This is a genomic window from Micromonospora arida (assembly GCF_042873195.1).
In the GTDB taxonomy this organism is placed as follows: Bacteria; Actinomycetota; Actinomycetes; order Mycobacteriales; family Micromonosporaceae; genus Micromonospora; species Micromonospora arida.
In genome coordinates, this window is record NZ_JBIALC010000002.1 from 693,844 (window position 1) to 707,804 (window position 13,961).

The following is a 13,961-nucleotide window of genomic DNA, read 5'->3' on the forward strand; positions in this document are numbered from 1 at the left end:
CGACCCGGGCCTGGGCCGGGGCCGACCCGGGCCTGGGCCGGGCTCCTAGCCTGCGAGCTCGCACCGTTGGCCCTGCTCCGAATCACGGTCACCGAGTCTGGGCGATTCGTTTACGACATCAGCTCCAAAGGGAGACCGGGGTGGGTGCTCGACCCTGCTGCGCCGGTCGTTTCCACGCGTTGTTCCGCCCGGCGGCGCCCACCGCAGTTCGTGCCGCCGCCGCGCTCTGACGCAGGTCACAGCCCCAGATCACAGCCCCGGATCACAGCTGCGCGTCACGGTCCCGGATCACAGTCGTGGGGTGGGCGCGGACCCCGGGCGGAGGGCGGGACTACCGTGAGGGTGTGGCGCTCTCCCTGGCGATCTCGCCCTGCCCCAACGACACGTTCGTCTTCCACGCGCTGGTGCACGGGCGGGTGCCCGGCGCGCCGCCGGTCGAGGTGACGTACGCCGACGTGGACGTCACCAACACGGCGGCTGAGCGGGGCGCGTTCGACCTGGTGAAGGTGAGCTTCGCGGCGCTGCCCTGGCTGCTCGACGACTACCACCTGCTGCCCTGCGGCGGCGCCCTCGGTCGCGGTTGCGGTCCGCTGGTGCTCACCCGGGGCGACCGTGACGGCGGGCCGGACCGCACCGACCTGACCGGTGCCACGGTGGCGGTGCCGGGCGACCGGACCACCGCGTACCTGTTGTTCCGGCTCTGGTCGGCTGGGCGACCGCCGGCCCGGATCGAGGTGGTGCCGTTCCACGAGATCATGCCGGGCGTGGCGGCTGGGCGCTACGACGCTGGGCTGGTCATCCACGAGGCACGGTTCACCTACCACCGGCACGGCCTGAGCGCCCTGGTCGACCTCGGCGAATGGTGGGAGGCCGACACGGGTCTGCCCATCCCCCTCGGCGCGATCCTGGCCCGGCGCGGGGCGGTCGACCCGGAGGCCGCGGCCGGCTGGGTCCGCGAGTCGGTCCGGCAGGCCTGGGCGGACCCGGCGGCCAGCCGGGAGTACGTGCTGGCGCACGCCCAGGAGATGGAGCTCGACGTGGTCGACCGACACATCGGCCTCTACGTCAACGAGTTCACCGCAGACCTGGGCGAGGCCGGTCTCGCCGCGGTGGCGGCACTGCTCGATCGGGCCGCCACCGCCGGCCTGGTGCCTCAGACCTCCAGCTCGCGGGCCACCGCGTGGACCAGCTGAGCGATCTTCTGCGCGGCCTTCTTGTCCGGGTACCGACCCCGGCGCAGGTCCGGCTGGACCTTCGCTTCCAGCACCTTGATCATGTCTTCGACCAGGCCGTGGAGCTCCTCGGCCGGCCGACGGCGCAGCTCTGCCATCGACGGCGGCGCGTCCAGCAGCTTGACCCCCATGGCCTGCGCGCCCCGGCGGCTGTCCACCACGCTGAAGTCGACCCGCTGGCCACCCTTGAGGTCGGTGACACCCGCCGGCAGCGCCCCCTTGGGCAGGAACACGTCGCCGCCCTCGTCACTCGTGACGAAGCCGTATCCCTTGGCCGTGTCGTACCACTTCACTCGACCCGTAGGCACCTGAAAACCCCTGCTTCACTTGAGCCGCTACTGCTCCAAGGCTAGCTGGATCATCCCGTCGAGCGCCGCTGGGAATTCGGTGAGCTCGTCCAGCACAACTTCCGCGCCGGCCGCGCGCAGCTCGTCGGAGGAGCAAGGGCCGGTCGCCACACCGATGCCGGGCACCCCGGCCGCTGCCGCCGCCACCATGTCCGCGACATGATCACCGACGTAGTGGGTCGCGCCGTGCTCCCGCAGAGCGGTCGCCTTCTGCTCGGCGAACAGGTCGCCGGCCAACTCGTCCACCGTGAGACCGAGGTGGTCCAGGTGCAACCGGGCCAGCCGACCGATCTTGGAAGTGACAACCAACACCCGGCCACCCCGCGCACGGATCGCGTCGATGGCTTCCCGCGCGCCGGGCAGCAGAAGCGTCGGGGTGATCGCGTACGCCGGGTAGAGCTCGCGATACACCCGCACGGCGGACTCGACCTGCTCCGGCGGGAACCAGTGCGCGATCTCGGTACGCAGCGGCGGCCCGAGCCGGGACACCGCCAGCTCGGCGTCGACCGGCACACCGGTCCTCGCGGTCAGCGCCCGGTACGCCGCGGCGATGCCGGGGCGGGAGTCCACCAGGGTCATGTCGAGGTCGAATCCGACGGTCAGTGCTGGCATGTCGAGAAACGTACCGGCTACTCCCAGTCGACCGGACGTCCGAGGGGCGCGGAAGCCCGGTGCCGGGCTAGCGTGGAAAGACGATGACCACCTCACTCGCCGACCACCTGCGGTCGCTGCCCGACGAGTCACTGGCCGCGCTCCTCCAGCTGCGGCCCGACCTCGTCGTGCCCGTGCCGGCCGACGTCTCCGCCCTGGCCATCCGGGCCCAGTCCCGGGTCTCCGTGGCCCGCGCGCTGGACGGTCTGGACCAGTTCACCCTCCAGATCCTCGACGCCGCCCGTCTCACCCGGAACCCGGACGACGCCACCACGGCCACCGACACCGTGCTCGCGATGGCGACCGCCGGGCCGCAACCGCCGGCTCCGACAGCCGTCCGGGCCGCCGTGGGCCGACTGCGTGCGCTCTTCCTGCTGTACGGCCCGGAGCACGCGCTCCAGGTGCTGCCCGCCGTCGACGAGGTCTCCCCGTACCCCGCTGGGCTCGGCCGACCGGCCGCGGAGCTGGACCCGCGCACGGCCGCGCTCTGCGCGGACCCGGCGAAGCTCCGACGGACGGTGCTCGCCGCCCCGCCCTCGGCCCGGGCGATCCTGGACCGGTTGGCGGCCGGCCCACCGGTGGGCAGCGTGCCGCCGGGGGCGTTGCAGGCGCCGCCGCTCGGCGCGGCGGACCCGGTCCTCTCCGACCCGACCAACGGTGGCGCGCCGACCGGCTCCCCGGTGCGGTGGCTCGTCGACAACCGACTGCTGGTCCCGGTGACGACCGGCTCGTCCACGGCCAGCGGAACGGTGGAGCTGCCCCGCGAGGTCGGCCTGTTGCTGCGCCGCGACACCGGCCCTCTCGGGCCGCTGCGTACCAGCCCACCGCCGGTGGCCGCCGCGCCCCGCGAGCCGAAAGCGGTCGACTCGGCCGGGGCCGGGCAGACCATGGAGGTGGTCCGACACACCGAAGGCCTGCTGGAGCAGCTCGCCGACGAGCCCGCGCCGGTGCTGCGTTCGGGTGGCGTCGGTGTACGGGACCTGCGCCGGTTGGCGCGTACCGCCGGGCTGGACGAACCGACCACCGCGCTGCTGCTGGAGGTGGCGTACGCGGCGGGGCTCCTCGGTGAGCTGGAGATGCCCGGTGCGACCACCGGTCGGTACGGGGCGGATCAGCAGGTGCTGCCGACGGGCGGGTACGAGGTGTGGCGGGCCGCCTCGCTGGCCCAACGGTGGGAGCAGCTCACCCGAGCGTGGCTGACCATGACCCGGCAGGTGGGGTTGGTGGGCCGCCGTGACGACCGGGACCGGCCGATCACCGCGCTCTCCGCCGAGGCCGAGCGGGCCAGCGTGCCGGCCACCCGACGGGCGGTGCTCGGCGTACTCGCCGATCTGGAGCCGGCGACGGCACCCACCCCGCAGGAGGTGCAGGAGCTGCTGGACTGGCGGGCACCGCGTCGCAGCCGGGGCCGGGACGCCGCCCACCGGGAGGTGCTGGCCGAGGCCGCACAGCTGGGTGTGACGGGGCTGGGGGCGCTCACCTCGTACGGTCGGCTGCTGCTGGGGGACCTGACGTCGACCGACGAGCGGGGTGACGACCCGCTGGGCGTGCACGCCGACGTCGAGAGCGGTGACCCGTCCAGTGCCGCGCGGGCGCTGGACGCCCTGCTGCCCGCACCGGTCGACCACTTCCTGGTGCAGGCCGACCTGACCGTTGTGGTGCCCGGCCCACCCGAGCCGGCGCTCGCCGTCGAGTTGGAGGCGATGACCGAGCTGGAGTCGGCCGGCGGGGCCAGCGTGCACCGGGTCACCACGGCGAGCGTGCGGCGGGCCCTGGATTCCGGCTACACGGCCGACGACCTGCACGACGTGTTCCGACGTCGCTCGCGTACCCCGGTGCCGCAGGGGCTCACCTACCTGATCGACGACGTGGCCCGTAAGCACGGCGGGCTGCGGGTCGGCCTGGCCGGGGCGTACCTGCGCAGCGACGACGAGACGCTGATCAGCGAGGTGCTGGCCGACCGGCGGCTGGAGTCGTTGGCGCTGCGCCGGCTCGCGCCGACGGTGCTGTGTACGCAGTACCAGGTTGGTCGGCTGCTGGGTGCGCTGCGCGACGCGGGGTACGCCCCGGTGCAGGAGGACGGCACCGGCAGCACGGTGCTGGCCCGGCCACGAATCCGGCGGGCCCCGCCCCGGGTGTCGGTGACCACCCGGACGATCGATCCGCTGGCCGCCCCGAAGTTGCCCATGCCCCGGCTGCTTGGCGTGGTGGAGCACATCCGGCGCGGCGACGCGGCGGCGCGGGCCGCCCGACGGGCGCCGGCGGTGGTGCGCGGCGGCGCGCCCGGGCTGGGCGGCGGCCCGGTGCCGGCGCACACCCACAGCGAGGCCCTGGCGGTGCTCCAGCAGGCGGTCCGGGACAAGGCGCTGGTCTGGGTGGGTTACGTCGACGCGCACGGGGCGACGGCGTCACGCCTGCTCAAGCCGGTCTCGATCGGTGCCGGCTACCTGCGGGCCGAGGACGAACGGACCGAGATGCTGCACACGTTCGCGCTGCACCGGATCACCGCGGCGGTGGTGGCGGACTGACCGGAGGCGCCACCGCGCGGGCGCCGTCGGTCAGCGGCGGCTGCGGCGTACGGTGCCGACCACCGAGATGATCAGCAGCAGCGCGAAGCCGGCGCCGGCGGATTCCCCGACCGAGTCGACGAAGCCCTGCTGAAGCACCAGCCAGCCGAAGAGGAACCACCCGAGGAGAAGCGTCGCCGCGACGGCGTACGCGATCACCGTCGCTCGGGACACCTCGTCGGGTGGTGCGTGCTCGTGCTCCGCGATCACGTCACGGTCGACCGTCATCCCCAGCCTCCCCGCCCGGTCCGGCCCTGGACTCCAAGGGTGACACTCGTTGGTCCGGTCGGACAGGGGGTTGTCGCCGCGATTCGCTGCGTGTCACTCAGGTGCCGGGGCGTCGGCCGATCAGCACCACCCGGGTGCCGACCTTGCCGAGCTCCCACATCCGGACGGCGTCGGCATGCAGCAGGTTGACGCACCCGTGCGAGCCGATCGACTTGTCGTGCAGGTAGGTGGTGGTCTCGTGGAAGCCCATCCCCTGGGTGAAGTGCTGCCAGTACGGCAGCCACACCTCGTACGGGTTGGACCATTCCTTGGGGTTGCGGTAGTTGACGGCGTACGTGCCGGCCGGGGTGCGGTAGCCGGACATGCCGGTGCGGGTCACCGTCGGTGCCATGATCACCTTGCCGCCGCGGAGCGCCCAGACGGTCTGCCGGGTCAGGTCCACGCAGAACGTGGTGCCGGTGCCGGCCTTGCAGCGGGTCGTGTCGGTGGTGGCGAGGCGCTGGGCCACGTCGAGAGTGGTTGGTCCGGCGCGACCCTCGACGGGGCGAATGCCGTACCTCTTCTGGAACTTCTTGATCGCCGCGCAGTCGGCGGCGGACTGCCGGCCGTCCACGGTCACCGCCCCGAACCCGCCCAACCGGGCCAGGTAGGTCTCCACCGCCCGCTGGTGCTGCCCCTGGGGGCAGCCGGCGACGGTCGGCGTACCGGTGCCGGCGGTCGTGGTGGGTGCCGGGTGGGTCGGCTTCGGCGTGGGTTTCCGGGTGGGTTTCGCTGTGGGCGCGGCCGGGGTGGGCCGGCCGCGCTGGTCGGGCCCGGGTGTGTCGCCCGCCCCCGTTGCCTGTTCCGCCGCACCGGCTGGGGCGGCTCCCCCGCCACCGCTCCCGCCGGACTGCGGATCGAACGCGCACGCTCCCGCGCCGACCAGCACGACCACCACAAGGGCAACCAGCCGGGAAGTGATCCGGACATGCTTCATGGGCCCTCCCCAGACAGTCGTCCCTTTACTAGACGTTCGTGAGTGCCGTCACGGTTGCGCCCGGTGAGCATCTTTCTTCCGCCGTCCCGCATCGTGCAACACTGGATGGTCGACCAGCAGCGGGTATGCGACCCGTTTCGGCCGGTCGGCCAACCGAGGAGAGGACGCTGGCGTGAGCGGTGGACCACTGATCGTGCAGTCGGACAAGACCCTGCTGCTGGAGATCGACCACCCCGACGCGCAGGCCTGCCGAATGGCGATCGCGCCGTTCGCGGAGCTGGAACGCTCGCCGGAGCACGTGCACACCTACCGGCTGACCCCGCTGGGTCTGTGGAACGCCCGCGCGGCGGGGCACGACGCCGAGGGTGTCGTGGATTCGCTGCTCAAGTACTCCCGCTACCCGGTGCCGCACGCGCTGCTGGTGGACGTGGCCGAGACGATGGACCGGTACGGCCGGCTCCAGCTCGCCAACGACCCGGCGTACGGGCTGGTGCTGCGCGCACTGGACCGGCTGGTGCTGATCGAGGTGGCCAAGAGCAAGAAGCTCGCCGGGATGCTCGGCGACAAGATAGACGACGACACCATCCGGGTGCACCCGTCCGAGCGTGGCCGGCTCAAGCAGGCACTGCTCAAGCTGGGTTGGCCGGCGGAGGACCTGGCCGGTTACGTCGACGGCGAGGCGCACCCGATCGAGCTGGCCGAGGCCGGCAAGGACGGGCGCAAGCCCTGGACGCTGCGCTCGTACCAGCGGGAGGCCGTCGAGGCGTTCTGGGCCGGCGGGTCGGGGGTGGTGGTGCTGCCCTGCGGCGCCGGCAAGACCCTGGTCGGCGCGGCGGCGATGGCCGAGGCGAAGGCGACCACCCTGATCCTGGTCACCAACACGGTCGCCGGCCGGCAGTGGAAGCGGGAGCTGATCGCCCGCACCTCGCTGACCGAGGAGGAGATCGGCGAGTACTCCGGCGAGCGTAAGGAGATCCGGCCGGTCACCATCGCCACGTACCAGGTGCTCACCTCGCGGCGCGGCGGCGCGTTCACTCACCTGGACCTGTTCGGGGCCCGCGACTGGGGCCTGGTCGTCTACGACGAGGTGCACCTGCTGCCCGCGCCGATCTTCCGGTTCACCGCGGACCTCCAGGCCCGCCGCCGGCTGGGCCTCACCGCGACTCTGGTACGCGAGGACGGCCGCGAGGGTGACGTGTTCAGCCTGATCGGGCCCAAGCGGTACGACGCGCCGTGGAAGGACATCGAGTCGCAGGGCTGGATCGCACCGGCCGAGTGCACCGAGGTCCGGGTGACGCTGACCGACGCGGAGCGGATGTCGTACGCGACGGCGGAGGCGGAGGAGCGCTACCGGATGGCGGCGACCGCCCGCACCAAGCTGCCGGTGGTCAAGGCGCTGGTCGACCGGCACCCGGACGACCAGGTGCTGGTGATCGGCGCGTACATCGACCAGCTGCACCAGCTCGGCGAGTACCTCGACGCGCCGATCATCCAGGGTTCGACCACCAACAAGGAGCGGGAGCGGCTGTTCGACGCGTTCCGGTCCGGCTCGCTGCGAACCTTGGTCATCTCGAAGGTCGGCAACTTCTCGATCGACCTGCCCGAGGCGGCGGTGGCGATCCAGGTGTCCGGGACGTTCGGGTCACGCCAGGAGGAGGCGCAGCGGCTCGGTCGGGTGCTGCGGCCGAAGGCCGACGGCCGGCAGGCGCACTTCTACACTGTGGTGTCCCGGGACACGATCGACACGGAGTACGCGGCACACCGGCAGCGCTTCCTCGCCGAGCAGGGGTACGCGTACACGATCGTCGACGCCGACGATGTCCTCGGCCCGAAGCTCCCCACGGTCGACTGACCCGCGCGGCCTTGATCGACTCGGTTTTCCGGAAGTCGCGGTGTCCGGGGTGTTGTGATGCCCCGGTTTCCTGGAAACCGAGTCGATCAGCGCGGTAGGCGAGGGCGCGGCGCGGGCGCGGGATGTCTCTCGCGCTCGCTATGGAGCTGATGTCGTAGACGAATCAGTCGCCCGGCGTGGGGCCGCCAGCAGCACGCGGTAACTCTCGCGCGCGCCACCCTGATCCGTGCCGCCAGTCCGTCACTCTAGATCTTGGACAGTTTCCGTCCCGTCTGAACGGAAACTGTCCAAGATCTCGACGACCTCGCGCTCCGGCGCGTGCCAGGCAGTCAACGAGCGTCAGCGCTTACGGGACTCCGCGACGAAGACCCCGCGCCCCGGACGGCCAACGAGCACGCCCTCTTTCCGCAACTTCGCCACCGCACGGTGAATGGTCGACACCGACACGTCGTAGTGGTCGGACAGCTGCTGGGTAGACGGTATCTGCGACCCGGGCGGGAACTCGCCCACCTTGATCCGCCTCAGCAGATCATCGATCAACTCGCTCATCGTCGGGGGAATCGGCACGCGGAGGCCCCTTGCAGTCGGTTGGCCCGCCCAGTATCGAGCACCGGATGAAAGAGCGGCAACAACTGGAAGGGAAGCAACAGCAACCCCAGCAGCAAGATTTGCTAGATAGGAGAGCGTTGACAGAGGTGAGAGGTATCGGTAGCGTCGCTCTCGGTGATGCGGTGCTGCTGCGGTCGGTTGGCGCCTCTCGTAACGGCCTCGCATCCCGCCGAGATCCGAACCGCCGAGACCCCACCCGCCGCGCTCCCCCGGCGCGGTCCCGCTGCCGTACCCCCCGGACGGCCGCGGGCGGGCGGTCTCCGCCGAGCGCAACCGGCGGAGACCGCCCCTTTACGTCGATCCCATCCGACGAAGGGCAGCCACGTGCGCAACCAGACCAGTCGGCCGGCGAGCCGGCGCGACGAGCCACCTCCGACGAGAAGGCGCCACGAGTCGCCGCAGCCCTGGCAGCTCCCCGAACAGTGCCGCTACTGATGAGCGACCGTTGGGTGATCCACCTGCCGATCACCGCGCCTGATCTGCTGCGCGCCCGGATCTTCGCGCGTACCGCCGCTCGGGTGTTGGTCCGGCTCAGCGCGCTGGTCGAGCCGGGCGGGGTGACCGTCTCGGCGGAGGACCAGCAGGGCGTACGACATTGGGTCTTCTGTGATCGGCCACTGCCCGGCGGCGCGCGGTGCGCCCTGCCCACCGACCACCTGTCGCCCTGCGCCCGACGCACGCTCCTGCCCGGCGGTCGGTGACCTCAGCGCGCGCCCGGCCCTGACGGCATCGCTCAACGGGAGAAGCGGTCCACCAGGACCGCGAGCCGGCGGTCGTGGTCGGCGCGGCGGAGCCGGCCGCTGCGCATCAGTGTGACCAGCCCGTGCAGGCCGGCCCAGAAGGTTTCGGTGACCGTCTCCAGGTCGTCGTCCACCGCGACCGGGCGCACTGTCTCGGACAGTTCGGCGAAGCCCCGGGCCAGGTCGGTTGGCACGTCCTGGCTGGCGAACGGCAGGTCCACCGCGAGGGTGAACATCGCGTCGTAGATCGCGGGCCGCTGCTGGGCGAACGCGACGTACGCGGCTGCCACGTCGGCGACCGCCTGCCGGGGGTCGGGGGCGGAGGCCCGGGCCGAGACCAGTGCGGTTGCCAGCTCGGCGAAGCCCTCGACGGCGACCGCCGCCATGATGGCGTCCTTGCCCTTGAAGTGGCTGTAGAGGACGGGCTGGCTGTACTCGATCTCGGCGGCGAGCCGTCGGGTGGTCACCGCGTCCCAGCCTTCGGCCAACGCCAGGTCCCGTGCCGCGGTGATGATCGCCTGCTCCCGTTCAGCCCGCTCACGCTCCCGGCGCGCCTGTGTCGACATGACAGCAACCCTAGCACTGCTAGCGTTCCTGTCTACGCTCTGCTAGCGTCGCTCTCACATCTAGCAGCGCTAGGAATTGGAGTAGACTCATGCTGGCACCCCTCGCCTACGGGCTCGCCTTCGTACTCAGCCTCTTCGTCGCCTTCATCGGCGCGCGGTTCCTGCTGGTGCCGCAGGCCGCGGCCGCCGGGTACGGCGTACCGGCCAGACCGGACGGCGATCCCGCCTACCTGACGGTCAAAGGGCTGAAAGACCTCACCTTCGGGCTGCTCGGCCTCGCCCTGATCGCCTTCACGACCGCCGACGCGGTCGCGTGGTTCATGCTGGTCGTCGCGCTCGTCCCGCTGGGCGACACCCTCATCGTGCTACGGAACGGCGGAACGAAGGCTGTCGCCTTCGGCATCCACTTCGCCACCGCACTGGTCGTCCTCCTGGACGCCGCCCTGCTGTTCGCCCTGTAACCCCCACCCGGACCCACCCTCGACCCCCCACCCTGACCCTGCCCGTGTTGATCAAGAGGTTCGCGTCATCGATGGGCCTGATGATGACGCAAACCTCTTGATCAACGCAGTCGAGACGCAGTTGAGACGCAGTCGAGACGCAGTCGAGACGCACTGGACGCGCTACGACGTGGGGGGTGGGCAGCGGTCGGGGAGGGTGACCTCGCCGGGGCGGTGGTCGAAGGTGTCCATGGTGAACCATTCGTCCAACTCCGGGTCGAAGAGGTTCTGCAGGCCGAACTGCAACACCTGCCACCACCGGCTCGGGTCGTGCTGGTCGACGTAGATGTCGCCGAGCGCGATCGGGAACCGGAAGAACTCCCCCGGCACTGTGGAACCGCCGACGACCCCGACCCGCCAGTGGTCCACGTGCCGGTCCTTCTCACCCTGGAGGATCTCCGGCCCCACGTAGCGGGCGGTCTTCAGCTTGTCGTTGAAGATCTGGCGGTTGAAGAACCCCGGCACCTTGCTGCACGCGCGGGGCGGGAACAGCGGGATGTTCGGCCACCTGTAGGTGAGCGTGTAGAGGGTGTTCTCGTAGATCAGGTTCGTGAACCAGATCGGGTGCTCCGGGCCGCCGGCGGTCATCTGGCTGTTGCCGTCGCGGCCCTGCCAGGAGAACGGCACGTCGATGCCGAGGTCCCGCACGATGTACCGGCCGGTGCCCTGAAAGTCGGCGGGGAGCAGCGGTGGGCGCGGCTCGGGAACGGTCGGGCCGTCGGCCTGGGCCGAGCGGGGCAGCGGCGCCGCCGCCGGACCGGGCGCGACCACACCGAGGGCGAACAGTCCACCGGCGACCACCGACACCAGTGTCCGACGTGTGCGCCCCGACGCCATGTGTCCTCCGCCGATGAAAGTGCCAGATGCTTTCGGCGAAGCGTAGGAGCAGGCAGAACGTGAGGATGGACGGAACGAGCGGGCTCCACCGGAAGGGTGAGGCGATCGGGGCCGGCGATTCGCCGCAGAGCGATTCGCCGGCCCCCGACCTCCAGTGGGCTATCCGGCCCCGCCGGCGCGGAACGCCACCCAGGCGTCGCTCATCCGGTCGGCCTGGCCGGCGGTGAACATGTTCATGCAGGAGTCCTGCGTGTAGTCCATGAAGTTGTGGATCGGGTCGAGCCCGGGCGCGGTGCAGGAGTCCGCGCCCACCGGGCAGTCGAACTGCGGCGCCGCCTCGCGGGGGGTGTCCGCGACGAAGTCGCCGGACGCGGAGCAGCCGTGCGCGATGAGGGTGGCGGTGCGGGGTCGATGACGTCGCTGTTCGGGTATGAGAACACGCCGACGGCATCGACAAAAGACCCTCTGAGCAGGGCAGATGGCGATGTAACGGAACCGGACCGGCCAGCGCTGTTTGGCCGGTCCGGCGGGAGTCAGAGAACCCGGGTCACCTGTTCGGCGGCGACGACCGCGTCCCGCCGCGCCGGGTCGAGGTTGGCGCTGATCACCACGGACGCGCCGGCCGAGAGCGGTGCGAGCAACCACTTGAGCGGCTGCTCGGTCTCGGCGGCGTCGACCAGCAGGCGGTCGCCGGCGCGCAGGTCCAGCATCGTGGCGAACTCCTGGGCGAGCGCACCCCACTGACCGTAGGTGGTGCCGTCCGCCGTGGCCGGGTCCGACGGGTGGATGGCGGTGTGGTCGGGCGCGCCGTCGCCGTGCCGGAGCACCTCGGCGGACCAGTCCAACCAGCCCAACGGCACGTCGTCCAGCCGCCCCGGCCCGGCGCCGACGAGATAACGGTGCGGCGCGTCCGGCACGTCCTCCAGCCAGTCGTCCTGCCGCTCCGGCGTCACGAAGACCGCATCGAACGGCCGGTCGCCGCCCGGTTCGAGCACCGCCAGGCCCGCGGTGGCGCGCGGTCGGAACGACACCGCCAGGCCGGAGGCCCAGGCGCCCAACAACACCGCTGCGGTACGCCAGTGCGGCGGCAGCAGGACCGCTACGCGGCTGCCGGGGCCGAGACCGCAGCCGTCCCGCAGCAGGCCCGCGCTCCGCGCCGCCCACTGGCCGACCTGCTGTGCGGTCAGGTCGACGCGCTCGCCGGTCGCCTCGTCGCGGTAGCTGAGCAGCGGACGCTCGGCCTCGACGGGCCGGGCCGGCAGATCGGCCGTGACGGTTGGCTGCATCTCCACGCTCCCCGGGTCGACGTCGGCACCACAGTACTCAACGACTTTGGTCGCACCGGTCGTCGGCCGATGGCCGTATCGGGTGACCGGGTGGCCCGCGCAAGGTGCAGGTGACCCCCGAGACGCCGTCGAGGAGCGCCGATGCCGACCGAATCCGACCCCGTCGCCGCCGACCATCCCGTCACCGCCGGCCGCCCTGTCGCCGCTGATCGCCCTGTCGACGCTGATCGGCTGCCGCTGCGTCGGCGGCTGCTGCCGGTGATCGTCTTGCTGCTGCTCGCGCCGTGGGCGGCCGAGTGCTCGTGGGGCGGCTTCGCCATCGACGACTTCCTGCCGGTGCTGATCTTCCTGGGCCCGATGTACGGCGGCGCGGCGATCCTCATCCGGGAGACCGCCCGGCACCTCGGGGCGGGCTGGCCGACCATCGTGCTGCTCGCCGCCGCGTTCGGCGTACTCCAGGCCGGGCTGGTCGACCAGTCACTGTTCAATCCCGACTTCCTCGACGACACCCAGTACGCCGACACCCGGGCCGCTGCCGAGGCGACGCTGGTGCCGGGGCTCGAATTCAGCCTTCGGCAGGCGTTCGACTACGTGGGCAACCACATCGTGCTGACGATCTGCGCGCCTATCGTGCTCATCGAGTCGTTCCTCGGGCCGGAACGGCGGCTGCGGCCGTGGCTGGGCCGGCCCGGTCTCCTCGTCGTCGGCCTGATCTATCTGCTCGGCAGTCTGTTCATCTTCTCGGACATCAACGACGACAAGGGCTTCCTGGCCAGCCCACTCCAGCTGGCCTTCGCCGCCGTGGTGGTCCTCGCCCTGGTCGCGACCGCCCTGCTGCCCCGCTGGCGCCGCCCCCACCCGCGCCGGACCCGCCGGGCGCCGTACCCGCTCTGGGTCGGTCTACCGGTCGTCCTCGTCCGCCTCGGCAGCGACCTGGCACCCGGCTGGACGGGGGTGGCCATCGCATTGGGACTCGCCGCCACCGTCGGCGGGCTGATCGCGTACTGGTCGTCGGGCAACGGCTGGGGGCAGCGGCACGTGCTCGTTGCCGGCACGGCGGGCCTGGTCATGGCCGCCGCGTTCGCATACCTGGTGCCGCCGTACTCCCCGGCGAGCCCGGCGGCGGCCCTGGCCGGCGACATCGCGGTCACCGTCATCACCGTCGCCCTGGTCGGTGGCGCCTGGTGGCGGCTGCGCCGTGCTTCGCCGGCTGTTCACGTCGCCGTAAGCTGATGCTCCCCACCGGGCGTCAGCTGCCCGGTGCGGCGGCGGTGCTGCTGCGGCTGGGCTCCAGCCGGCAGGGGCTTCGGCCGCAGGGTCTTCGGCCGCAACTGACCCACCGCCCGTTCCCCCTCGGCCGACGTCCACCCTCGCGGTGACGTCGGCCGATCACATCAGGTGACCCCCGGTGCTGGCCACCGCCCCCCGCTCAGAGCCTTTGCTCTGCTTACCTATACGCGACACGCACTCTCCGCGAGGAAAGTTCCCCCCTTTCAACCGCGCGGCCGTCATGAAGTCCCAGCTCAACGCAGTGTCGCATATAGGTAAGCAGAGCAAAGGTGGGGCGAGG

14 protein-coding genes and 1 pseudogene are annotated in these 13,961 nt (G+C 71.7%); 6 read left to right on the forward strand and 9 right to left on the reverse strand.

Annotated elements, in window-relative coordinates:
* Nucleotides 1-344: 344 nt before the first annotated feature.
* On the forward strand, nt 345-1,193 hold the full coding sequence (locus ACFYP0_RS09890) for a 1,4-dihydroxy-6-naphthoate synthase (protein WP_124853393.1): 849 nt from the start codon (nt 345-347) through the stop codon (nt 1,191-1,193).
* Here ACFYP0_RS09890 and ACFYP0_RS09895 read toward each other — a convergent pair.
* Both ACFYP0_RS09895 and ACFYP0_RS09900 read right to left on the reverse strand, forming a co-directional pair.
* Entirely contained in the window at nt 1,154-1,540 is a 387-nt protein-coding gene (locus ACFYP0_RS09895; protein WP_074316242.1) for a cold-shock protein, read from the reverse strand. The genes ACFYP0_RS09890 and ACFYP0_RS09895 overlap by 40 nt on opposite strands.
* Nucleotides 1,541-1,567: 27 nt before the next feature.
* Nucleotides 1,568-2,191, reverse strand: a complete 624-nt coding sequence (locus tag ACFYP0_RS09900; protein ID WP_091395288.1) for an HAD family hydrolase — start codon at nt 2,189-2,191, stop codon at nt 1,568-1,570.
* Between the two features lie 83 nt (nt 2,192-2,274).
* Between ACFYP0_RS09900 and ACFYP0_RS09905 the strand changes: the two genes are divergently transcribed.
* A complete protein-coding gene (locus ACFYP0_RS09905; RefSeq protein ID WP_355493667.1) occupies nt 2,275-4,758 on the forward strand; it encodes a helicase-associated domain-containing protein in 2,484 nt (827 codons plus the stop codon).
* Between the two features lie 30 nt (nt 4,759-4,788).
* On the opposite strand, the gene ACFYP0_RS09910 is transcribed toward ACFYP0_RS09905, so the two are convergent.
* Nucleotides 4,789-5,025, reverse strand: a complete 237-nt coding sequence (locus ACFYP0_RS09910) for a hypothetical protein (protein ID WP_091395293.1) — start codon at nt 5,023-5,025, stop codon at nt 4,789-4,791.
* A 97-nt stretch (nt 5,026-5,122) separates the two neighbouring features.
* Nucleotides 5,123-6,001, reverse strand: coding sequence for a L,D-transpeptidase family protein (locus tag ACFYP0_RS09915; protein ID WP_355493666.1), 879 nt, complete (start codon nt 5,999-6,001; stop codon nt 5,123-5,125).
* Nucleotides 6,002-6,173: 172 nt separating this feature from the next.
* On the opposite strand from ACFYP0_RS09915, the gene ACFYP0_RS09920 reads away from it, so the two are divergent.
* On the forward strand, nt 6,174-7,853 hold the full coding sequence (locus ACFYP0_RS09920; protein ID WP_124854244.1) for a DNA repair helicase XPB: 1,680 nt from the start codon (nt 6,174-6,176) through the stop codon (nt 7,851-7,853).
* A gap of 339 nt (nt 7,854-8,192) precedes the next feature.
* On the opposite strand, the gene ACFYP0_RS09925 is transcribed toward ACFYP0_RS09920, so the two are convergent.
* Nucleotides 8,193-8,420, reverse strand: a complete 228-nt coding sequence (locus ACFYP0_RS09925; RefSeq protein WP_181545459.1) for a winged helix-turn-helix domain-containing protein — start codon at nt 8,418-8,420, stop codon at nt 8,193-8,195.
* Between the two features lie 476 nt (nt 8,421-8,896).
* Between ACFYP0_RS09925 and ACFYP0_RS09930 the strand changes: the two genes are divergently transcribed.
* Nucleotides 8,897-9,163, forward strand: a complete 267-nt coding sequence (locus ACFYP0_RS09930; protein ID WP_355502511.1) for a hypothetical protein — start codon at nt 8,897-8,899, stop codon at nt 9,161-9,163.
* 32 nt (nt 9,164-9,195) lie between these two features.
* Here the strand turns inward: ACFYP0_RS09930 and ACFYP0_RS09935 are convergent, their stop codons facing one another.
* Nucleotides 9,196-9,768: a TetR/AcrR family transcriptional regulator gene (locus tag ACFYP0_RS09935; RefSeq protein WP_355502508.1), complete on the reverse strand. Its 573-nt coding sequence runs from the start codon at nt 9,766-9,768 to the stop codon at nt 9,196-9,198.
* Between the two features lie 89 nt (nt 9,769-9,857).
* Between ACFYP0_RS09935 and ACFYP0_RS09940 the strand changes: the two genes are divergently transcribed.
* Nucleotides 9,858-10,229, forward strand: a complete 372-nt coding sequence (locus ACFYP0_RS09940; protein ID WP_355502505.1) for a DUF4267 domain-containing protein — start codon at nt 9,858-9,860, stop codon at nt 10,227-10,229.
* A gap of 162 nt (nt 10,230-10,391) precedes the next feature.
* On the opposite strand, the gene ACFYP0_RS09945 is transcribed toward ACFYP0_RS09940, so the two are convergent.
* The 3 genes and pseudogenes from ACFYP0_RS09945 to ACFYP0_RS09955 form a co-directional block, all read right to left on the reverse strand.
* Nucleotides 10,392-11,105, reverse strand: a complete 714-nt coding sequence (locus tag ACFYP0_RS09945) for a hypothetical protein (RefSeq protein ID WP_355502502.1) — start codon at nt 11,103-11,105, stop codon at nt 10,392-10,394.
* Nucleotides 11,106-11,264: 159 nt separating this feature from the next.
* Nucleotides 11,265-11,486: pseudogene (locus ACFYP0_RS09950) on the reverse strand (M43 family zinc metalloprotease); the annotation flags it as partial.
* Nucleotides 11,487-11,638: 152 nt separating this feature from the next.
* The gene (locus ACFYP0_RS09955) at nt 11,639-12,391 is read right to left on the reverse strand and encodes a TIGR03089 family protein (protein ID WP_355502499.1); all 753 of its coding nucleotides are present in this window, start codon (nt 12,389-12,391) and stop codon (nt 11,639-11,641) included.
* 141 nt (nt 12,392-12,532) lie between these two features.
* Between ACFYP0_RS09955 and ACFYP0_RS09960 the strand changes: the two genes are divergently transcribed.
* Nucleotides 12,533-13,624: a hypothetical protein gene (locus ACFYP0_RS09960; protein WP_355502496.1), complete on the forward strand. Its 1,092-nt coding sequence runs from the start codon at nt 12,533-12,535 to the stop codon at nt 13,622-13,624.
* Nucleotides 13,625-13,961: the final 337 nt, after the last annotated feature.